The sequence below is a fragment of the Haloactinospora alba genome (assembly GCF_006717075.1).
Classification (GTDB): Bacteria; Actinomycetota; Actinomycetes; order Streptosporangiales; family Streptosporangiaceae; genus Haloactinospora; species Haloactinospora alba.
Genome location: NZ_VFQC01000001.1, coordinates 3,768,229 through 3,788,323 on the forward strand (window position 1 = coordinate 3,768,229; position 20,095 = coordinate 3,788,323).

The window sequence follows — 20,095 nt, forward strand, 5'->3', positions numbered from 1 at the left end:
GGATAGACGCGAACGTGAACAGGAGCCGACATGCGCGTACTGGCCGCGGGCGACCACTTCGTCAGCCCTGACCTGATGGCGACCGCCCTGGAGGAGGAGGTCCGAGCCGACCACCTGCCGCCGCCGGAGACCACCCGGCTGCGGCTGCCCTGGCCCGTCGAGCCGTTCGGCCCCGTCGGCGGGGTCGAGGAGGCCAGCGGCACCGAGGAGGAGGTCATCGAACAGCTGCGCGGCGCCGAGGTCTGTATGACTCAGATGGCCCCGGTGACCGCGACCGTCCTGGAGGACTGCCCCGACCTGCGCCTGGTGTCGGTGTGCCGGGGCGGTCCCGTCAACGTCGACCTGAAGGCGGCCACCCGCGCCGGCGTCGCGGTCACCTACGCGCCCGGCCGCAACGCCACCGCGGCCGCCGAGTACGCCATCGCGATGATCCTCGCCGCCCTGCGCCGGGTTCCCGGCGCCGACGCCGAACTGCACGCGGGCCGCTGGCGCGGCGACTACTACGCCTACGACCAGGCCGGGGTCGAGCTGCGCGGCACCACGGTCGGGTTGGTCGGCTACGGCGCCATCGGGCGGATGGTCGCCCGCATCCTGCGCGCCTTCGACGCCGACGTTCTCGTCAGCGACCCTTACACCGAGGCGTCCACCGCCGCCGAGGACGGGGTGCGCCTCGTCGAACTGGAGGAGCTGCTGTCCCGGTGCACCGTGGTCAGCCTGCACGCCCGGCTGACCGAGCAGACCCGCAACCTGATCAGCGCGCAGCGCCTCGCGCTGCTGCCGCGCGGCGCGGTGCTGGTGAACACGGCACGGGGCGGCCTGCTCGACCACGAACCCCTGCCGGAGGCGCTGCGCAGCGGGCGCCTGGGCGCGCTCGCGCTGGACGTCCACGACGTCGAGCCGCCGCCCGACGACTGGCCGCTGCGCGGCCTGCCCAACGTGGTGACCACCCCGCACCTGGCGGGGGCCACCCGCCAGACCGCCGAACGCGCCGCGCGTATCGTCGCCGCGGAGGTGGGGCGCTACCAGCGCGGCGAACAGCCCCGCCACCTGGCCAACCCCGAGGTGCGGGAGGTGCGCGCATGATCATCGGCGTCGACGTGGGCACGACGGTGACCAAGGCCGCCGTCTTCGACCGCGACGGCCGCGCGCTCGCCGAGGCCGACGAGCCCACCACCCTCCACCGCCCGGGCGGCGCCCGGGTCGAACAGGACCTGGACGAGGTGCTGGCCACCGTCTCCTCGGTGGTGCGCAGAGTCGCGGCGACCCAGGCGGAACCGGTCACCGCCGTCGCCCTGACCGGCCAGGGCGACGGCCTGTGGCTGCGCGACGCCGACGGCCGGCCCAGCCGGCGCGCCATCTCCTGGCTGGACGGGCGCGCCGGGCCGCTGGTGCGGCAGTGGTACGAGGACGGCACCATGGCGCGGGTGCACAAGACGACCGGTCAGGGCATGTTCCCCGGCGCGCACGGGCCGCTCCTGGCGGCCCTGGACCGGGAGGAGCCCGAGACGCTGCGGCGTTCCGCGGTGGCCGGGTACTGCGTGGACGCGATCGTGCAGCGCCTCACCGGGGAGGTCACCGTGGACGCCTCGGACGCGTCCCTGCCCTTCCTGGACGTGCGCGACCGCACCTACAGCACCGACGCGCTCGCCGAGTGCGGCGTCTCCCGGTGGCGCGGGCTGCTGCCCGAACCCGCCGCGCCGAACAGCCTGTTCTCCCTGGGCCGCGAGGGGGCGCGGCTGCTGGACCTCCCGGAGGGCACCCCGGTGACCGGCGGACCGTTCGACCTGCCCTCCTGCCTGCTGGGCAGCGGCCTGACCGAGGTGGGCGACGGTCTGCTGACCGTGGGCACCACCTTGGCCTGCCAGGTCGTCGCCGACGAGGTGCGTGTGGACTCCTCGGGCGAACCCGCGGGGATGTGGCTGTGCACCGACCTCCCCGACCGGTTCTCCCGCGCGATGCCGGCCATGGTCGGCACGGCCAGCCTGGACTGGCTGCTGGACCTGCTGGGGATCGGCATCGGCGAGGTGGAACCGCTGCTGGAGGCCAGCCCGCCCGGCGCCCGCGGGGTGTCGGCGCTGCCGTTCCTGTCCGAGTCGGGTGAGCGCGCCCCCTTCGTGGACCCACGGGCGCGCGGCCAGCTCACCGGCGTCAGCCTCGGGACCGAACGCGCCGACATCGTCCGGGCGGTCTGCGAGAGCATCGCCTACGCCGCCCGCCACTGCCTGGAGACAGCCGGACTCACGGGACGTCTGGCCGCCTGCGGCGGCGGCAGCCGGTCCCGGGCCTGGATGCAGGTCTTCGCCGACGTGCTGGGCCGGCCGGTGGTCCTGCCCTCCGACGACGCCATGGGGGTACGCGGCGCCACCGCCGCCGCCTGGCGGGCGCTGGGTGACCCGGTCGACACCTCCCGCTGGCTGGGCCAGGGAACCCGGGTCAACCCGCGCCCGCACCTGCGGGACCAGTACGAGGAGGGCTACGCCCGCTACCGCGCCCAACTGGACAGCGCTCGCGCCCTGTGGAGCTCCGACGCCCCGGCGTAGGGGTGCGGCAGGAAGGCCCCGCACACGACGAAGGGCCAGGCTCCGGATTCTCCCGGATGACCTGGCCCTTCGCTGTTCTGAGCGGATGACGGGGATCGAACCCGCGTTATCAGCTTGGGAAGTCGCTGACCTACGAAGCGGCCGAGCTGGCACAGCGCTGAGCTGGGCCACGGCATGGACGGTGCCGCTGTTTCCCCGTGGTTTCCCTTCAGGCGCAGTCGCGCCGGGCACGTAGCGGGCACAGTACACGGCGGGTCCGGGCCATGGGCACCCCTGCTTGTCTCAGCAACGGGCTGTCGGACTGAGCTCCCCGCCCCTTCCCCCTTTTTGTTCGCCCTGTTGTTGCCGTGAGCACGCCGTAAGCGGCACGGGCGGTCAAGGATGACGCGTAGCGTCACCGCGTAGCGGCGCGAACAGCGTCCTTGACGGCCCGTGCCGCGTCGGCATGATGGATGGCGGCAACAGGGGAACGCCGCCCTGGCGCGTTCGTTGGTGCTGGCAGCACCGGGCGGTGTGTCACTCTTGCCATAGGCCGGTGCTGGGGGCCGGTCGGGACCGGGCGGCAGCCCGCAGCTCGACCGGCCCCCACCTGTAGGTCAGCGGCGGCGCGAAGCGCCGCCGCCTTGATCCTATAGAGCCCAATTCGGCAACGATGTGGGGATTTCTGGTTGATCAGACTGTGTTCCTGCGTTCCCCGCTCTGGTGTGGGGACTGCCTCTGGAGAATCGGGTAGAACCGTCAACCATGGGCGATGAACAGCTACGCGCGATCGGGGAAGAGTTGCGGGCGCACCGTAGGGATGCGGGATGGTCCGGACGTGTACTGGCCCGACACGCCGAGGTCGGACAGGCTACGGTCTCGCGAGTGGAGAACGGGCGCCGCGCAGAAAGCGCGCACACTGTTGAGCGGATCATCGCAGCTCTTCCCGTTTCCACTGGTGTGGCTGATGATCTTCGCGCTCGGGTGCGTGATGCCTATGCCGACTCAGCGGAGCCTCGGGTGGATGCGGGGGTCTCCCTGGTTGCGGATACTGCCTACAGGCTGGAGCGGGGAACTTTGCCGGTGCGAAGCTTCCAATCGGCGATAGTGCCTCGGGGACTGCGGACGGTGGAGTATGCCCAAGCGGCGGGGTTTGGGGCTGTGGAAACTTCGCTGCTTGATGATGAGGAACGGGATGTCGGGTTCGTGGTGACTGAGGGAGCGTTGCGGACTTGGCCGGGGGACGGTTCGGTAATGCCAGATCAACTCGATCAGTTGGTGGAGTTCTCGAAGCGAACAAACATGTGGCTGGGGGTAGTGCCGTGGTCGGTGCCGCTGCCTCTGGCCCCGCCGCACGGGTTCGCTGTCTTCGGTGCACAGGCGGTGACGGTGGAGACGTTTACGACTCAGATGACCATCACAGATCCTGCCGACGTAGCGGCCTATGGGGATGCGTTCTCTCAACTTGAGCGGGTGGCAGCTGTCGGAGAAGAGGCACGGGTGTTGCTCGGGAGGATCAGGCGCGATTCCACGAAGCTTCCACGCTTGATTCAGTAAGCTTATTGAATCAAAACCACTTCCTGGCTTAAGCTGCGTTCTGTTGCGGTGTATAGCCCTCTAGACGATGGTGGTTGCAATGAATCGCTGGTCTCGGGTATTTCCCGGTCATCCCGCAGAGGTGGCTCAGGCACGCGCGTTTACGCGTGCGGTTCTCGATAGGCATTCCGTGGTGGAAGCCGCTGTATTGGTAGTGAGTGAGTTCGCGACCAACGCGGTGGTGCACTCGCTGAGCGGGCTATGGTGCGGGTCGTTCGTCGTGATCGTGGAGTCCGAAGCTTCCTGGGTGCGTGTGAGCGTGGTCGATCTGGGGGCTGAGACAGTGCCGCGACTGACTCCAGGTGATATCGATCCGGAGCAAGAGAGTGGACGTGGGTTGGCGCTCGTGACATCCCTGGTCAAGGGATGGGGTTTCGAACCGGTGTCCGTCGGCCTACGGGTCTGGGCAGAGCTGGTTACCGACACAGCCGTATGAGTGGTCCGCGCATGCCCCGTAGACGTCGGTTGTTCACCGCGACCAGTTCCTTATCGGGTGAATCCATCGATCCTGTCATGTCTAGGGGCCTAAACTGTGGGGTGGAATCTGGGATCCATGCTGGAAGAGGGACGATGGGCAGCGAGTATGAGCGCATAGCGGGGATCGAGGATCCGTTCGCTCTACTCCGCGCGGCAACCGATCGTCTCAGTGAAGCCCAGCAAGAGGTCACCGACTTGTCTCGACTGCGGCGCCGTACGATTCAGGACCTGCATGCTCAAGGGCTGTCCTATGCCCAGATCGCGGCACAGGCTGGCCTGACACGTGGCCGTATCCATCAGATCCGTCGCACTGGTCCCGCTCCGGAGGGAGCGTTCTTCGGATCGGGAACAGTAACGATCGTCACACCACTGCGCTGGGAACCGGGCAAAGACCGGGTAGCGGTCTCCCTCGATGACCTCAACACCGGAAAGCGGCTGGAAAACCTGGTCCGTACTTACGACCTGACGGTGCAGGACGACCACGTGGGAATCGACGGATCGGTGGATCTCAACCGGCCTGGCCTAGTAGTCGTGTGCGGTCCGCGCATGTCCGAAGCGATGTCCGCAACCTATGCCAAGGATCCCGTGTTCGTCTGGGAACGCGATGAGGGTCAGCCATGGCGCATCCGTGATGCCCGTACCGGTGAGGTCCATTACGCAGGTTCCGACGGGTCATCGCCTTCACCCAGCGATATCGGATATCTCGGCCGTCTTCCCCGACCTGACGGTGCGGGCTCGTTATTGGCAATCGCGGGAATCCATCCGGCGGGCTCGTTGGGCGTAGCGCAGTGGTTGACCACCGACATCGCCACTTTGTGGGGCCAGATCGGTGAACAGGACTTCTCTGTCCTTATTCGGACCGAGTACGACTCGGAGACCAACGAACCAGTCAAGACCGAAATGGCGACACCGCTGTATCGACATGACGAGGACGAAGTGTGAGCTTCCAGCTTGCCACCGACCCCGCCAAACTCGATCGACCCAATGAGGACTTCGCCGCTGTAGGCAGCAACGCGGCCGTCTTGCTGGATGGTGCTGGTACCCCGCCTGGCGCCGAGTCCGGGTGTGTGCATGGCGTCTCCTGGTATGCGCGCACTCTCGGTGGGCTGCTACTCAGCGCTCTCAGCCCTGGCGCTTCCCTCACTGGGGCATTAGCCAGCTCCATCGAGTATGTAAACCGGCTACACGTTGGCACCTGCGACCTCAAGCATGCTGAGACTCCCTCAGCCACAGTGGTCGCCCTTCGCTGGGGTGATACCGATTGCGAATACCTGGTCCTCGCGGACTCTGTACTGGTACTCGACCGGTTTGGCGAGGCTCCCGATGTGATCAGCGACAACCGGGAAGCCATCGTCGGCCGCGAGCTACGTAAACCTATGGACGCGCTTCCTACGGGTACCACGGAGCATTCCCAAGCGTTACGGGAATACGTGGCTGCCTTGGCCAACCATCGCAATCGTCCCGGCGGCTTCTGGATCGCCAATACGGAACCAGCAGCCGCAGAACAGGCGATAACGGGACGCGTTCATCTCGACGAGGTAACCGCCTTCACGCTACTTAGCGACGGTGCCACTCGTCTGGTTGACCGATTCGGCCTGACCACGTGGCGCAATACGCTCGATACCGTTGCCACAGACGGAGCAGCCGCTCTGATTAAGCAGATTCGCCAGGCCGAGTACAGCGATCCTGACGGCCGAGTTTGGCCGCGAGGCAAAGCCCATGATGACGCCACTGTCGTCTATGGACATCCCAACGGTTGAATACCCCCCTAGACAATCACTTGGGTGTTGCGTTACGTTCTGTCCATCCCCCTAGACAGGAGCTGCTTTCAGAAATCTTCTGTGCTGTATAGGGGGATGGACAGAGAAGTGGAAGGAGTATCTGATGGCTATTCAGGGTGCGTTGCCGGTGGAGTTCGGAACGGTGTTCCCGCACGGGGCCTACGCCCTGGGGGTGGAAGCGATCACCGACTTTGAGACCAAGCGCCAACAGACCGACAAGACCTCGGGGCTGCCGCTGTGGGCGGTGGAGGTCATCGACGCCGACCCGGAGGCCCGGGGCAAGGCCAAGAGCGTGAAAGTCAAGGTCGCCGCTGAGGTGTGCCCGACCCTGCCGGACGAGGTTCCGGGGTTGCCGTTCCGTCCGGCCGAGTTCGAACAGATGTCGGTGATGCCCTATGTGGACGAGTCGGGCCGGCGCCCTCGGGTGGCCTACTCGCTGCGGGCACGCGGAGTGAAAGCCCCCAACGCCTCGGGGCGCAAGGCTGCCTCAGCCAACGCGGGCGCTGCCAAGGACGCCGCCTGAGAACACACGCGGGGCGGCCTGGTGCGCCAACACCAACGGCCGCCCCTACCTCTCCCCGTTGCACTGCTCATACATGTAGAAGAGGTGTCTCTAGCTTATGTCGCACTCTCAGGGTTCACACGCGCGTGAGATCTCGCGGTTCCTGGAGGAACTGCGATCGCGCTCTCAGCGTCCGGTCATGGCCCCACACCAGGACAACTCGGACCTGCTGGCCTGGAAGACCAACCTGTTGGAGCGCATCGCTGATGCCAGCGAGGACCCGCACACGCACGTGGTGGCGGCCTCGGCTCGGGCGGATCTGGCCGCCTACCGGGCGCGCAACGCGGCGCTACGGGCCGAGTACCAAGCCTGGCTGTTCGAGGTGCTGGGGGGTGACTCGTGATGCTGCGCGACCGCAGTGCCGGAAGTGCCCAAGTACAGCCCACCACCCCTCTTCCCGCGCACGGGGTACGGTTCACGACCCCGGTGGTGGAAACGCCGGGCATCGTCATCGTGTCCCGGTGGGTCTATCGGCTCCTGCGCCTGGTGGTGCTCACCCCCGTCCGGTTCCCGATCGCAACCGCCCTGCTGAGTACCGGTGCCATGGTCGTTTCCGTCTGGGGCTGGATCCCGCTCGCTGCGGGGATACTTCTCGCTGGCGTGGGATTGGGGGTGTGGTGGTGGTACTGGCCCGCCGTGTTCCACCGCCTGGTCGTGCTGCGCAGCCTGGCGTGCTGGCGCTGGCTGTGGGTGTACCGGCGTCACTGGCAACCCGTGCTCGTGGTGGCCGGACTGGCCGAGTCGTATCAGGAACGCCACTACCTGCCCCGCATCAAAACCGTGTCCTGCACCGCCTGGGCGGACCGGGTGCGCATCACCCTGGTACAGGGCACCACTCCCAGAGACCTCGAAGACCGGGTGACCGAGCTCGCCCACGGGTTCCAAGCGCCCTCGTGCCGGGTCTACACGCGCGGGCCGCGCGACGTGGTGTTGGAGTTTCCCCGCCGCGACCTGTTGGCCAACCCCCTGCCGGCACGCCCCGTCCCGGATCAGGTCGACATGGCCGCTCTCGAGGTGGGCCTGTGTGAAGACGGGACCCCGTGGGACCTGCGGCTGCACGGCACCCACGTACTCACGGTCGGAGTGACAGGTTCGGGCAAAGGCTCGGTGCTCTGGTCGGCCATCCGCGCCCTGCTGCCCGCCATTGGCGAGGGCACTGCCCAGGTGTGGGCGATCGATCCCAAACGCATGGAACTGTCCTACGGCCGGAGCCTGTTCGCCCGCTACGCCGACACCGCTGAGGCGGCCGTGGACGTGTTGGAGGCGGCCGTGTCCGAGATGCACGCCCGGGCGGATCGCTACGCCGGAATCCGGCGCAACCACACTCCCACGGTTGAGGACCCCTTCATCGTGATCATGGTCGATGAGGTCGCCTTCCTCACCGCCTACCACCCCGAGAAAGACATCCGCCGCCGGGCCGAGAACGCCATCGCCACCCTCACAAGCCAGGGGCGTGCGGTGGGGGTGTGCGTGCTGGCCGCACTCCAGGACCCGCGCAAAGAGGTCATGAACCTGCGCAACCTGTTTCCCGACAAGATCGCCCTACGGCTGGACGAAGCGTCTCAGGTTGACATGGTGCTCGGCGATGACGCCCGCGAACGCGGCGCCAACGCCCATCTCATCGACCCCGATGTTCCCGGGGTGGCGTTCGTCCGCCTGGAGGGCTCCCCGCTACCGGTGCGTGTGCGGGCCGCCTTCGTCAATGATGACGACATCACGGCCATGGCGAACGAGTACGGAACTCGTTCTCTGCAGCCGGTGGCGGATGTGGAGGTGGCCTGATGCCGACTCCGACCGGCAAAACCACACGGGCCGAGCGCCAAGCCCAACCCCTGGCCAAAGACGTCGCCGAACAGGTCGCCACCGACAACGGGGTGTGCATCCGTCCGGTCTCACTGCGGCGCACCAACCTGGACACCGGGGCCTCAGAGATCGTGGATGTGCCGTGCGGCTCCACGTTGGACAGCCAGTGCCCGGCCTGTGCGGCTCGTAAGCGTTCCCTGCGGCGCAGCCAGTGCGAAGAGGGCTGGCACCTGGACGAGGAACCCACACCCACTCCGGATGATCCCTCGCAGGTGCAACGCTGGTGGGTCGAACACCGCGCTCGGGCCACGGCTCGCCGTGACGATCTCGCCGCGTCCCAAGCGACCACCTCTGACGAGCTGGCCGAGCTGGACGAGGCCATGACCGCCATGGATGAGGAGATCACCGCCACCGGCCTGCGCGGGTCGGTCTCACGGGGTTCCTCCTCCTCGGGTGGTTCCTCCCCACGGCGTACACGCTCGACGAAACGCCGCAGCGACGTGCCCGACCTGCCCAAACGCCCCATGGCTCGCAGAACCGTGGGCCGTAGTTTCCAGGACAGCGCCACAGGCACGACGTTTCGCCCGTCCCTGTTCCTCACCCTGACCCTGGATTCCTACGGGCGGGTGCGCTCGGACGGCACCCCGGTGGATCCCGACACCTACGACTATCAACGCTGCGCGCGCGACACGCTTCACTTCTCCAAGCTCATCGACCGGTTCGTGCAGAACCTCCGTAGGGTGGCCGGGTTCGACGTGCAGTACTTCGCCACCGTGGAACCCCAGAAACGCCTCGCCCCGCACCTACACATGGCGATCCGGGGCACCCTGCCCCGGGCCGAACTGCGCCAGATCGCCGCGGCGACCTACCACCAAGTCTGGTGGCCCCACGCTGAACAGGTCGTCTACGACAACGATCACCTGCCCCTCTTCGACGAGGACACCGGAAACTATGTCGATCCGGATACCGGGGAGGTGCTGGCCACTTGGGAACAGGCCCTGGACGTGCTGGACACGGATCCGGAGGCCGAACCCATGCACGTGTGTCGGCTGGGTCCCCAAGTGGACGCCAAAGGCGTGGTGGCCGGCAGTGGTGATGCCAACCGGTGCGTGCGCTACCTGGCGAAATACCTGACCAAGGACATCGCCGAGTGCCACCCGGTGACCACCGCCGCCCAACAGCGCCACGTGGACCGCTTCATGGACGCCTTGCGGTTCGAACCCTGCTCACCTCGGTGTGCGAACTGGTTGCGCTACGGCATCCAACCCCAGAACCCCACAGCGGGCATGCGCCCCGGCTTCTGCCGGTCCAAAGCCCACAAACGCCAACACCTGGGCTATGCCGGACGTCGGGTGCTGGTCTCGCGCAAATGGTCGAACAAGACCCTGGCCGACCACAAAGCCGACCGGCTGACCTGGGTGCTGCAAACCCTCGGTGTGGATCCCACCAACCCCGACCCCGACGACGGCACCGGCTCCGAGACGACCTCGCACCCGGGTGCTCCGGTTCTCTCGGCAACCGCCACCAACGAACGCTGCGTGTGGGAACTCGCCAAACCCACCGATCCGGACGTGGCCCCTCGCGAGCACCGATTACTCCGGGCCGTGGGCGAGCGGCTCAACCGCCGCGCCCACCTGGACACCGTTCGGCAACACCACCATTCGGCAACTGGAAAGGCAGCGTGATGGCGAAGACGAATACGCGTGTTACGGGTCGGCTGCTGACGGTCGCGGAAGCGGCTGAACGGCTCAACACTAGCCAGCGGTATCCGCGTCGGCTGATCGAGGAGCGCCGGATCACCTTCGTCCGGATCGGTCGGCACGTTCGGATTCCGGAATCCGCGCTGGACGAGTTCATCGCCACTGGCGTTGTCGAACCGCTCCGTCTGGACATGGGAAGGGTTGCCTGATGGTGAAGAAGCGTCGTTTCGGCAGGGTTCGCAAGCTTCCCTCGGGGCGGTATCAGGCGCGTTACCAGGGTCCGGACAGAGTCGACCGCCCGGCGCCGTTCACGTTCGCCACGAAGAAAGAGGCGGACCGGTGGCTGACCTTGAAGGAAGCCGAGATCAACCGTGACGGTTGGTGGGATCCCAATGCCGGTGATGTGCGGTTTCGGGACTATGCCGCAGAGTGGATGACTACTCGCGAGCTGACGCCCAAGACGGAACAGACGTATGAGGGCCTGCTCCGGCTGCACTTGAATCCCACCTTCGGTGATATGAAACTGAAGGACATTCAAGAGGCGGACATCCGGAAGTGGCGTGCAACACGGCGCAAGGCAAAGAGGGGAAAAGGGCAGGTTCCTAAGGCATATCGGCTGCTTCGCGCCATCCTGAACACGGCCGTACGTGACAGGCTGATCCGCGAAAACCCGTGCCAGATCGAGGGGGCGGGCCAGGAGAACAGCGAGGAACGGCCCGTGTTGTCCGTCTCTGAGGTGTTCAAACTGGCTGACGCCATTAAGCCCCGATACCGTGCGCTCGTCCTGCTCGCGACGTTCGGCAGCCTTCGGTGGGGCGAGCTGGCCGGGCTACGTCGGCGTCATCTCGATGTCGACAAGGGGACCGTGACCGTTCGCGAGACCGTGCACGACGTCGGCGAACTGGTTAAGGGAACGCCCAAGTCCCGGGCGGGATATCGGACGGTGCAACTGCCCGACCTGATCAAGGATGACCTATGGCGACACCTGAACGAGTTCGCCGCTCCGGGGCCGTCCGGGCTCGTGTTCGTTGGGGTAAAAGGGAACCAGCTCCGGCGAAGCAATTTCTCGAAGTACTGGGCCGAGGCGTGTGCGGCGGTGGGGCTGGAAGGCATCCATCTGCACGACCTTCGGCACACGGGCAACACCTACGCTGCTGAAGCCGGGGCGTCGCTGCGCGAACTCATGACCAGGATGGGCCATTCCAGTACCCGGGCAGCACTCGTCTACCTGCACGCACGGGACGACCGTGCTCGAGAGCTGGCCGACCGGTTGGGGAAGCGTGCCGCTGAGGAGCTGAAGAAGGCGGACGATGACCAGGACGAGAACACTGGAGACGACGACCCTCCGCCCATCGTCGGTCCCCCGGTCTGAGCATCGGGCACGTAGCGGGCACGCGGACCGCTGACGGGAATGCACAGAAAAAGGACCAGGCTCTGGATTCTTCCGGATGACCTGGTCCTTCGTACCTGGAGCGGATGACGGGGATCGAACCCGCGTTATCAGCTTGGGAAGCTGAAGTTCTGCCATTGAACTACATCCGCGTGATGGCCCCGCTTGGCGGCTGCCAACGGGTCCTACTGTACCTGAACCGCGCCGGGAAGCGGTAACGCGGCCGGACGACCGGCACAGGGGTCGCCAGCGGGTAGTTTCTGGGACGTGCTGCTCTCCGATCGCGATATCAGGTCCGAAGTCGAGACCGGGCGGGTGCGGATCGACCCCTACGACCCGGAGCTCCTGCAACCCTCGAGTGTCGACATCCGGTTGGACCGCTACTTCCGGGTGTTCGAGAACCACAAGTACCCCCACATCGACCCGTCGGTGGAACAGCCCGACCTGACACGGCTCATCGAGGGGGACGAGGAGGAGCCGTTCATCCTGCACCCCGGGGAGTTCGTGCTGGCCTCCACCTACGAGGTCGTCACCCTGCCGGACGACATCGCCAGCAGGCTCGAGGGCAAGAGCTCGCTGGGCCGGCTGGGGCTGCTCACCCACTCCACGGCCGGGTTCATCGACCCCGGCTTCTCGGGCCACGTCACGCTGGAGCTGTCCAACGTCGCCACCCTGCCGATGATGCTGTACCCGGGGATGAAGATCGGGCAGCTGTGCATGTTCCGGCTCACCTCGCCCGCGGAGGAGCCCTACGGGTCCGCGCGGTACGGGTCGCGGTACCAGAACCAGCGCGGCCCCACACCGTCGCGCTCCTACCTGAACTTCTCCCGCACCCGGCTGTGACCGCCGGCCGGACCGTCACCGGCGCGCCGCCTCACCCGAGGTAGGGACTGTACCCCCGGTTGACCGGCCGCTGTTCGCCGCGTTTGGGCAGCAGGTAGGCGGCCAGCAGCCCGCCGAGGAAACCGAACAGGTGGGCCTGCCAGGAGATGCCCTGCTGCTGCGGCAGCACACCCCAGATCATCGTCCCGTAGAAGATGACCACGCAGATCATGATGACGATGTCGACCGTCTTGCGTTCGACGAGGCCGCGCATCACGGTGTAGCCGAAGTAGCCGAACACGAGGCCGCTGGAGCCGACCGTGAGCGTGTCCGGGGTGGAGAACAGCCACACTCCCGCCCCGCTGACGAGCGCCACGATGGCCGTGGTCCAGAGGAACCGGCTGAGGCCGCTGAACGCGACGAGGGCCCCCAGCACCAGGAACGGCACCGTGTTGCTGATCAGGTGCGCGAAACTGCCGTGCATGAACGGGGCGGTGAGGATCGTCCACGGCGCGTCCAGCTCCCAGGCGTGCATCCCGAACGTCCGGTCGAGCGCGCCGCCGAGCATGGTGTCGAACAGCTCGAACGCCCACATCGCGACGGTCATCGCCGCGACGGTGATGATGGCGACTATCCGTGAGTGCGTCACGCTCCCGACTGTAGGCGACCACCCGCCGCTACGGCAGGGGGTCGCGGGGTGGTGTTGACCGCTCCGCCGGGCTGGCGCGGCACACGCGCCACGGCGGCCCCCGGCCGCGGCCGGGAGTCCGCGGCGAACCCCCGACCACCAGGTGTGATGTGAATCACATGCCGTGTTCCCGGCGGGTGGGGCTACCGCGCGCTCGTTCCCGACGTCAGGGAACGGTCCCGGGGCGGCACCCCGGCACTGGCCATGAACGCCTCGACCTTCGCCGAGGACCGCACCCCGGTGAGGGGGAGGTACGGGCGGGTGGCGCGGCGGCCTTCGACCGAGGGGAACGTGTAGGGCTGGCCGACCGGGTCGCACAGTCCCAGGGAACGGGCCCGCCCGGCGAGGACGTAGTAGGAACCGAGCCGGGAGCACGGGACCCGCACGATGTAGCGGCCGCGCCGGTAGCGGAACTCGCCGTCGGAGACCTCCAGCACCGGCACCGCGATACGCGCCCCGTGCCAGAGCAGCGCCGCGCCGGCGAGGACACACGCGATTCCCGCCCCCACGACCGCCCAGGAGGTGGGAGCGGCCACGACGGCGCCGAGGCCGGCCAGGCAGCCGGCGGCCCCGGCGGCCAGCTCCCCGTACTTGCGGCTCATGGGACACACCAGGCGAACCGGTTCGGACACGGGTATGCCTCTTTCCGTGTTTGGCGGGGATGGTTTGGGCCTGTTCGACGGACGCGCGCGCGACACTCGGCGCCGCGCCGGCGGTGTTCCCGTGGGTCGGCAGAGGGGTCGCTCTGCCTCCCTCCTCGGCCTGCCGACACGGCCGCAACGCCGCGCCGCTCGTGACGAACAGTGTCCGCCGGAACAGGCTCTGACGCCGATGGAACCATATCGAGTGCGGCCACAGTGCGGAAATCCACACGTTGGGGTGTTGTCGCCACAGGTCCGGCGCCTGGCGCTTTCCGTTGACGTGCTCCCCGCCGTGAACGGCGGGGATTCCGACGCGGCTACGCCGCGCTGGCGGTGTTCCCTCGCGGGATCCCGCTGCTTCCTGCTTCCACGCCAACCGCCCGCGTAGCAGGTCTTATGTCGGCTCCACAGGCGTTTAACCTCTCCACCCGTCCGGCGGCGAGGATGTTCAACGCGGCGTTGCGGTCGCGATCCAACACGAGGCCGCAGGGGCACCGGTATACCCGCTCCGACAGCGGCATGTCCTGCACGGCCCCACAGGAGGAGCACAGTTTCGTGCTGGGGTGGAACCGGTCGATGCGCACCAGGGTGCGCCCATACCGGGCCGCTTTGTACTCCAACAGGGCCAGAAACCGGCCCCAGGACGCGTCGTGCACGCTTTTGGCCATACGGGTGCGGGACAGGCCTTTCACGCTGAGGTCCTCGACGTAGATCGTTTGGTTCTCACGCACCACGTCGGTGGTGACCTTGTGCAGCCAGTCCGCCCGGGTGTCGGCCACCTTGGCGTGGAGCCGGGCGACGCGGGCACCTGCCTTGGCCCGGTTGGTGGAGCCCCGCTGTTTGCGGGACAGCGCCCGCTGGGCTTTCTTCAACCGCCGTTCCGCTCGGCGCAGCACGCGCGGGTTAGTGATGGTGTGGCCGTGTTGGTCGGTGGCGAAGGCGTTCAACCCGAGGTCGAGGGCGAGTTCGGCCTCCTCGCCGGTGTCGTCGACCACCGGGTCCAGATGTTCGCCGTGGCCGTCGGGGTCGGTCTCCACCACGAACGACGCGAAATACCGACCGCAGGCGGTCTTGATGATGGTGACCGACGTGGGCGCACTGGGCAGATCCCGCGACCACGCCACCCGCACATCCCCGACCTTGGCCAGGTTCAACCGGCCGTTTTCGCGGATGCGGAACCCGCCGGTGTGCAGCCGGATGACTTGCCGCTGGTCGCGCTTGGACTTGAACCGGGGAGCGCCCATACGTCGCCCGGCGCGCTTGCCCTTCATCGAGTTGAAGAAGTTCGTGTAGGCGGCATCCGCGTCGCGGATGGCTTGCTGGAGCACGATGTTGGAGCACTCCGCGAGCCAACCGCGTTCGTCGGTGCGTTTCGCGTTGGTGATCAGTTGCTTTTGCAGCTGAGTTCCGGTCGGGAACTTCTCCCCGGCCTGGTACGCGTCCTGGCGGGCGCGCACCGCGTCGTTGTAGACCACGCGGGCGTTGCCGAACGCTTGCGCCAGCGCCTGGCGTTGCTGCTCGGTGGGGTAGAGCCGGTAACGGTACCGCAACTGCACGACTGATCACCTCCCTTCGGAAACCACTGTATCATGTTGGTCTATGGCTGACACTGAGGACTATCGCACTGGCAGACACTGCGTTTTCGGTATGCACGTTCATTTGGTCTTTGTGACGAAGTATCGACGGGACGTACTCACCAGCGAACACTTGGACTTTCTGAAGTCGGTGTTCAGCAAGGTGTGCGCCGACTTCGACGCAGACTTAATCGAGTTCAACGGCGAGGATGACCACGTGCACCTACTGGTCGAATATCCACCGCAGGTGGCGGTGTCGCGACTGGTGAACAGCCTGAAGGGCGTGTCCTCGCGGCGACTGAAACAGCAGTTTCGAGTGCGTACCCGGGGTGGCAAGCTCTGGTCTCCGAGCTACTTCGCTGCTTCGTGCGGTGGGGCACCACTGAGCATCATCCGGCAGTACGTGGAGAACCAGCGACGCCCTACGCAGCGAACCGACCATAACCACTCCTGATCGGCTATCTCCGGCCTGAAGGCCGGAGCTTGCGCCGATTAAAGCCCCCGGTCACGGGAGGAAGCGCGCCAGCTCCACCCGCGAGCGTATGTTGAGTTTACGGAAGATCACCCGCAGGTGGTGTTCGACCGTGCGCGGGCTGAGGAACAGGTGCGCCGCCGTCTCCCGGTTCGTCGCCCCCTGAGCCACGAGCAGCGCGATCTGGTGCTGCTGGGGTGTCAGCTCCGTCGCCGCCTGCGGTGCGCCGTCCGGTTCCGTCTCCCCGGCCGCGCGCAGTTCCGCGCGCGCCTGTTCCGCCCACAGCCGCGCGCCGATCCGGTCGAACGTCTCCAGCGCCTCCCGCAGGTGGCCGCGTGCCCGGCCCGGTTCCCGGTTCCGGCGCAGGGATGTGCCGTACAGGAGGGCGGTGCGGGCGCGCTCCACACTGTCGTCGGCGCTGTCCCGGTGCAGACGCAGCGCCTCCTCGAAGCACGGTGCCGCCTCCTCCGGCGCGGCGAGCAGCCCGCGGCACCGTGCCGCCAGCGCCAGCACGCTGGGGCTGGCGGTCGCCTCGGCCCACTGCTCGTACCGGCGCAGGACCTGCCGTGCCCACCGGTTCTCCCCCGTACGCACGGCGGACTCCACGAACAGCGGCGCCGTCAGCAGCCGCATGGTGGGGTGGCCGTAGCCGGGGTCGGCGCGCGCCAGAACCCGCAGCCGGGCGAACGCCCCGGGCGCGTCACCGCGCGCCAGGTCCAGCACGGCCAGCGCCCACGAGCTCAGCGCGGCCGGCAGGCCGAGGTTGTGGCGGCTGGCGTGCGCGGTGACGGAGCGGGCGCGCGCCTGGCACGTGTCGGTGTCCCCCTGGATCGCGGCGAGGAGCGCCAGGGACGCCAGGAGGTGGGTGGCGCAGTTGGGTTGGCCGGTGTCGCGGGCCGCGCGCAGCCCGGCCGCACCGCTTCCGAGGGCCGAGGGGAACCTGCCGGTCCAGAACTCGGCGTGGACGAGGATCTCGCGCGCGTGCACGGCGCTGGCGTGCTCCCCGCGCTGCCGGGCGACGGTCAGCGCCCGGGTGGCCAGTTCGCGCACCCGCGGCGTGTCCCCCAGCCGCAGGGCGGCGATGCCGCCCCAGACCAGCTCGTCGGGTTCACCGATGTCGTCGGCCAGCGCCACGGCCCGGCGCAGCGGACCCACCGAGGCGGCGTAGTCGCCCGCGAACGACGCGGTGCACCCGTCCAGGAACGCGCGCCCCAGCTCGACGACCGGCGGGTCGTCGTCCCGTTCCGCGGGCGCCAGCCGCTGGGCTTGGGCGTGCCGGTGCGGGTCCCCCGCCAGGGACGCCGCGTCGGCGGCCCGCATCAGCGCCCGCGTGGCGAACGCGCGGTCGTGGGGCAGCAGCTTCCGGGCGGCGGCGAGGAGCGCGTCGGCGGCGTCGAACGCGTTGCCGACGCGCATGCCGATGGCGGCCCGGGCCAGGTCGGCGCTTCCGGCCGCCTTCCCGCCGGACGCCAGCGCCCGGGCGTCGGTGAGCAGGGCGGTGGCGCGGTCGCGGTCGCCGGACTGCCAGGCGTCGTACGCGGCGGAGGAGAGGCGGCAGGAGCGTTCTCCCGCGTGGGGGGTGAGGTCGGCGGCGTGTTCGAAGACCTCCGAGCTGGCCGCGCGCCCCTCCAGTGTGCGGGCGGTGTGCGCGGCGGTGGTGAGGGCGGCGGCCGTTCCCGCGTCGGGTGCGTCGGCCGCGGCGGCGCTGTGCCGGGCGTAGCGGGTGGGGTCGCGCCGGGGGTCGAGGGTGTCCGCGAGCCGGAGGTGCGCGGCGCGGCGGTGGGAGAAGGGGGCGTTCTGGTAGACCGCCGCGGGGACGAGCCGGTTGGGGAAGTGCAGCCGCCCGTTCACGGTGCGCACGATCCCGGCCTCCTCCGCGGGATCCAGGGCCGCGGAGGAGGTCCTCGGGTGGCGGGCGGCGCGCAGGACGGTGCCGGTGTCCGTCCCCGGCGCGCAGGAGGCGAGCAGTACCAGTTCCCGGGTGGCCTCTGGCAGGGCGTCGACGGGGGCGGTGAGGTCATCCCGGAGGTTCTGGTCCAGCGGAAGGACCTCGGGAAGCGGGTCGGTGCCGTCGAGTTGGCGCGCGGTGAGCAGGGCGGTGAAACCGGCGGCGGCCCGCGGGTTGCCGTGGGCCGCCCGCGCCAGCCGCGCGCGCACCGGTGCCGCGAGCGCCGGTTCCTCCTCGTCCAGCAGGGCGCGGATGTCCCGTTCGTTCAGCTGGGCGAGCGGGAGGCGGGCGAGGTCGGCGAGTGCGGAGGGGGTGTGTCCGTCGCCGGTGGCGAACACCAGCGCGGCGGGGGCGGTGTCCAGCCGACGCGCGGCGAACGCCAGCACCTCCAGGGACGGCGGGTCGAGCAGGTGGGCGTCGTCCACACAGCACACGAGCGGGGTGTTGTGTCCCGCGCCGGTGAGCAGGTCCCGGCATCCGGTGGCCAGGGTGAACCAGCCCTCCTCCGGGACGGCGCCGGTCCGCAGGGTGTGCCGCAGGGCCGCCGCCTGCTCCGGGGAGAGGCCGTCGACACGTCCGGACAGGGGTTGCAGCAGCCGCTGCAGCCCGGCGAGGGCGAGGTCCGACTCCGCGCGCACGCCGCGTGTGCGCAGCACCGCGCATCCCGCTGCCGCCGCGTGCAGGTGGTCCAGCAGGCTGCTTCTCCCGCTTCCGGGGGCTCCCGTGAGGAGGAGGGCCGTTCCGCGGCCCGATCTGGCCGTGTCCGCCGCCGAGGCGAGCTCCCGCTTCTCGCGTTCCCGGCCGTGTAGTTTCCTGTGGGTTCCGTGGGGGTTTCCGGTAGCCACACCAGAACGTTACCCGCGAGTTGTCACCGGTAACAGAGCGGAAACACGAAACCGGTGATTTCCCGGATGGCGGTGCTCCGCAGCGGTGGGCCGCACCGGCCGTGTGCACGGCTGGTGCGGCCCGTCCTCACCGGAACGCCCCCGGCGGGCACCGGTCGGGTCCTAGTGCGGGCAGGTGTCCCGGTACTCCTCGATGTCGCTGTCGAAGGCGGGAGGCGGGCAGAGGAACTGTTCGTAGCGGGTGTCGTCGTCGACGAAGCGTTTCAGCCAGGAGATGCTGTACTTCGCGATGGTGGTGTTGGACATGTTCGGCGCGAAGTGGTTGGCGCCGTCGAGCTCCAGGTAGGCCTTGTCCAGCGAACCCGGAAGGCTCTCGTAGAAGGGCTCGGAGTGGGTGGTGACGGAGGCGATGCTGTCGCGCTCGGCTCCGACGACCATGGTGGGGACCTGCACCCCGGACCAGTCCTTCTGGGTGTGCCAGCCGGTCAGCGGGATGGCCGCCTCCAGTTCGGGGCGGTCCTCGGCGGCGGCGAGCGTCCCGCCCCCGCCCATGGAGTGGCCCATCACGGCGAGCCGGTCCCCGTCGACGCGGTCGGTGACGTCGCTGTCCTCCACCAGGTAGTCGAGAGCGGACTCGAGTTGCCTCCCCCGGCTGTTGGGCTGGTCCACGGTCGTGTTGGTGTCGATGGTGAACACCACGAAACCCTGGGAGGCCAGCCGCGGACCCAGCCACGACATGGAGGACTCGGTGGCGGTGTAGCCGGGGGCGACGGCGACCGCGCCGAAGTCGCCCTCGCTGGTGTCGGTCGGGTAGTAGATGGTTCCGCCGCCGAAACCGCTCACGAGTCCGGAGACGGACTCCTCGTCGACGTCGAAGTGGCCGCGGGGCGCCTCGACGCTGGACTCGGTGGGGTCGGGTCCGCGCTCGTGGGGGTTGTCGTCGGCGTGTACCGGGGCGGCGGCTCCGACACCCGCCACGGCGGTGGCCGCGGCGGCCACCGCCGTCGCGCCGAGCTGCGCGGCGCGGCGGTAGGGACTGGGGGTGGGCGTACCTGTTCGCATGGGGGATTTCCTTCGCTGTCGCGAGGTAGGGGATCGGGTCGTACGCACCCGGTCCGGGGGGTCGGACCCGCCCGCGCCCACCGGTAGGGGAAGCGGAGGAAACGGTCAGCGGGGGCGTGCCCGTTCCCGTCCCGGGTGGCTTCCCATCATCCGGGGCGCGCGGCCGCCGCGCATCGGTGAAACCACCAGTGTTCGCCGCACCTCCGCGCGGACGG

19 protein-coding genes and 1 tRNA gene are annotated in these 20,095 nt (G+C 68.5%); 14 read left to right on the forward strand and 6 right to left on the reverse strand.

Annotated features, from left to right (window positions below):
- Positions 1-30: 30 nt before the first annotated feature.
- The 12 genes from FHX37_RS17105 (at position 31) to FHX37_RS17160 (ending at position 11,810) form a co-directional block, all read left to right on the forward strand.
- Entirely contained in the window at positions 31-1,083 is a 1,053-nt protein-coding gene (locus tag FHX37_RS17105; RefSeq protein WP_141924835.1) for a 2-hydroxyacid dehydrogenase, read from the forward strand.
- On the forward strand, positions 1,080-2,540 hold the full coding sequence (locus FHX37_RS17110; RefSeq protein WP_141924836.1) for an FGGY-family carbohydrate kinase: 1,461 nt from the start codon (positions 1,080-1,082) through the stop codon (positions 2,538-2,540). The genes FHX37_RS17105 and FHX37_RS17110 overlap by 4 nt, the downstream gene beginning before the upstream one ends.
- A 744-nt stretch (positions 2,541-3,284) precedes the next feature.
- The gene (locus tag FHX37_RS17115) at positions 3,285-4,076 is read left to right on the forward strand and encodes a Scr1 family TA system antitoxin-like transcriptional regulator (protein WP_141924837.1); all 792 of its coding nucleotides are present in this window, start codon (positions 3,285-3,287) and stop codon (positions 4,074-4,076) included.
- Positions 4,077-4,155: 79 nt separating this feature from the next.
- The gene (locus FHX37_RS17120) at positions 4,156-4,551 is read left to right on the forward strand and encodes an ATP-binding protein (protein WP_141925330.1); all 396 of its coding nucleotides are present in this window, start codon (positions 4,156-4,158) and stop codon (positions 4,549-4,551) included.
- Between the two features lie 134 nt (positions 4,552-4,685).
- Positions 4,686-5,534 (forward strand): RNA polymerase sigma factor sigma-70 region 4 domain-containing protein, encoded by an 849-nt coding sequence (locus tag FHX37_RS17125; RefSeq protein ID WP_141924838.1) that lies wholly within the window; start codon positions 4,686-4,688, stop codon positions 5,532-5,534.
- Positions 5,531-6,352, forward strand: a complete 822-nt coding sequence (locus FHX37_RS17130; protein ID WP_141924839.1) for a protein phosphatase 2C domain-containing protein — start codon at positions 5,531-5,533, stop codon at positions 6,350-6,352. The genes FHX37_RS17125 and FHX37_RS17130 overlap by 4 nt, the downstream gene beginning before the upstream one ends.
- 124 nt (positions 6,353-6,476) lie before the next feature.
- Positions 6,477-6,896, forward strand: coding sequence for a plasmid replication, integration and excision activator (locus FHX37_RS17135; RefSeq protein WP_141924103.1), 420 nt, complete (start codon positions 6,477-6,479; stop codon positions 6,894-6,896).
- 178 nt (positions 6,897-7,074) lie between these two features.
- Positions 7,075-7,278: a hypothetical protein gene (locus tag FHX37_RS17140; protein WP_246062332.1), complete on the forward strand. Its 204-nt coding sequence runs from the start codon at positions 7,075-7,077 to the stop codon at positions 7,276-7,278.
- On the forward strand, positions 7,278-8,717 hold the full coding sequence (locus FHX37_RS17145; protein WP_141924841.1) for an FtsK/SpoIIIE domain-containing protein: 1,440 nt from the start codon (positions 7,278-7,280) through the stop codon (positions 8,715-8,717). Before FHX37_RS17140 ends, FHX37_RS17145 begins: the two co-directional genes overlap by 1 nt.
- Positions 8,717-10,423, forward strand: a complete 1,707-nt coding sequence (locus tag FHX37_RS17150; protein WP_141924842.1) for a replication initiator — start codon at positions 8,717-8,719, stop codon at positions 10,421-10,423. The genes FHX37_RS17145 and FHX37_RS17150 overlap by 1 nt, the downstream gene beginning before the upstream one ends.
- On the forward strand, positions 10,423-10,647 hold the full coding sequence (locus tag FHX37_RS17155) for a helix-turn-helix domain-containing protein (RefSeq protein WP_141924843.1): 225 nt from the start codon (positions 10,423-10,425) through the stop codon (positions 10,645-10,647). The genes FHX37_RS17150 and FHX37_RS17155 overlap by 1 nt, the downstream gene beginning before the upstream one ends.
- Positions 10,647-11,810, forward strand: coding sequence for a tyrosine-type recombinase/integrase (locus FHX37_RS17160; RefSeq protein WP_141924844.1), 1,164 nt, complete (start codon positions 10,647-10,649; stop codon positions 11,808-11,810). Before FHX37_RS17155 ends, FHX37_RS17160 begins: the two co-directional genes overlap by 1 nt.
- Positions 11,811-11,906: 96 nt before the next feature.
- On the opposite strand, the gene FHX37_RS17165 is transcribed toward FHX37_RS17160, so the two are convergent.
- A tRNA-Gly gene (locus FHX37_RS17165) sits at positions 11,907-11,980 on the reverse strand.
- A gap of 115 nt (positions 11,981-12,095) precedes the next feature.
- On the opposite strand from FHX37_RS17165, the gene dcd reads away from it, so the two are divergent.
- Positions 12,096-12,671 carry a dCTP deaminase gene (gene dcd, locus FHX37_RS17170; protein WP_141924845.1) on the forward strand — a complete coding sequence of 192 codons (576 nt, stop codon included), beginning with the start codon at positions 12,096-12,098 and terminating at the stop codon, positions 12,669-12,671.
- A 31-nt stretch (positions 12,672-12,702) separates the two neighbouring features.
- On the opposite strand, the gene FHX37_RS17175 is transcribed toward dcd, so the two are convergent.
- The 3 genes from FHX37_RS17175 to FHX37_RS17185 form a co-directional block, all read right to left on the reverse strand.
- Positions 12,703-13,299 (reverse strand): rhomboid family intramembrane serine protease, encoded by a 597-nt coding sequence (locus FHX37_RS17175; RefSeq protein ID WP_141924846.1) that lies wholly within the window; start codon positions 13,297-13,299, stop codon positions 12,703-12,705.
- Between the two features lie 182 nt (positions 13,300-13,481).
- Positions 13,482-13,970: a hypothetical protein gene (locus FHX37_RS17180; RefSeq protein ID WP_246062333.1), complete on the reverse strand. Its 489-nt coding sequence runs from the start codon at positions 13,968-13,970 to the stop codon at positions 13,482-13,484.
- A gap of 326 nt (positions 13,971-14,296) precedes the next feature.
- Positions 14,297-15,535: an RNA-guided endonuclease InsQ/TnpB family protein gene (locus FHX37_RS17185; RefSeq protein ID WP_141924847.1), complete on the reverse strand. Its 1,239-nt coding sequence runs from the start codon at positions 15,533-15,535 to the stop codon at positions 14,297-14,299.
- 43 nt (positions 15,536-15,578) lie between these two features.
- Between FHX37_RS17185 and tnpA the strand changes: the two genes are divergently transcribed.
- The gene (tnpA, locus tag FHX37_RS17190) at positions 15,579-16,007 is read left to right on the forward strand and encodes an IS200/IS605 family transposase (protein WP_141924848.1); all 429 of its coding nucleotides are present in this window, start codon (positions 15,579-15,581) and stop codon (positions 16,005-16,007) included.
- A gap of 51 nt (positions 16,008-16,058) precedes the next feature.
- Here the strand turns inward: tnpA and FHX37_RS17195 are convergent, their stop codons facing one another.
- On the reverse strand, positions 16,059-18,818 hold the full coding sequence (locus FHX37_RS17195; protein WP_141924849.1) for an AAA family ATPase: 2,760 nt from the start codon (positions 18,816-18,818) through the stop codon (positions 16,059-16,061).
- A gap of 162 nt (positions 18,819-18,980) precedes the next feature.
- Positions 18,981-19,880: an alpha/beta hydrolase family protein gene (locus FHX37_RS17200; RefSeq protein ID WP_141924850.1), complete on the reverse strand. Its 900-nt coding sequence runs from the start codon at positions 19,878-19,880 to the stop codon at positions 18,981-18,983.
- Between the last annotated feature and the right edge of the window lie 215 nt (positions 19,881-20,095).

Bases quoted from the DNA above. Each gene is read 5' to 3' on its own strand.
- tnpA (WP_141924848.1), top strand. From the start codon at position 15,579: ATGGCTGACACTGAGGACTATCGCACTGGCAGACACTGCGTTTTCGGT.
- FHX37_RS17115 (WP_141924837.1), top strand. From the start codon at position 3,285: ATGGGCGATGAACAGCTACGCGCGATCGGGGAAGAGTTGCGGGCGCAC.
- FHX37_RS17160 (WP_141924844.1), top strand. From the start codon at position 10,647: ATGGTGAAGAAGCGTCGTTTCGGCAGGGTTCGCAAGCTTCCCTCGGGG.
- FHX37_RS17200 (WP_141924850.1), bottom strand. From the start codon at position 19,880: ATGCGAACAGGTACGCCCACCCCCAGTCCCTACCGCCGCGCCGCGCAG.
- FHX37_RS17125 (WP_141924838.1), top strand. From the start codon at position 4,686: ATGGGCAGCGAGTATGAGCGCATAGCGGGGATCGAGGATCCGTTCGCT.
- FHX37_RS17150 (WP_141924842.1), top strand. From the start codon at position 8,717: ATGCCGACTCCGACCGGCAAAACCACACGGGCCGAGCGCCAAGCCCAA.
- FHX37_RS17105 (WP_141924835.1), top strand. From the start codon at position 31: ATGCGCGTACTGGCCGCGGGCGACCACTTCGTCAGCCCTGACCTGATG.
- FHX37_RS17140 (WP_246062332.1), top strand. From the start codon at position 7,075: ATGGCCCCACACCAGGACAACTCGGACCTGCTGGCCTGGAAGACCAAC.
- FHX37_RS17135 (WP_141924103.1), top strand. From the start codon at position 6,477: ATGGCTATTCAGGGTGCGTTGCCGGTGGAGTTCGGAACGGTGTTCCCG.
- FHX37_RS17155 (WP_141924843.1), top strand. From the start codon at position 10,423: ATGGCGAAGACGAATACGCGTGTTACGGGTCGGCTGCTGACGGTCGCG.
- FHX37_RS17145 (WP_141924841.1), top strand. From the start codon at position 7,278: ATGCTGCGCGACCGCAGTGCCGGAAGTGCCCAAGTACAGCCCACCACC.
- FHX37_RS17110 (WP_141924836.1), top strand. From the start codon at position 1,080: ATGATCATCGGCGTCGACGTGGGCACGACGGTGACCAAGGCCGCCGTC.
- FHX37_RS17120 (WP_141925330.1), top strand. From the start codon at position 4,156: ATGAATCGCTGGTCTCGGGTATTTCCCGGTCATCCCGCAGAGGTGGCT.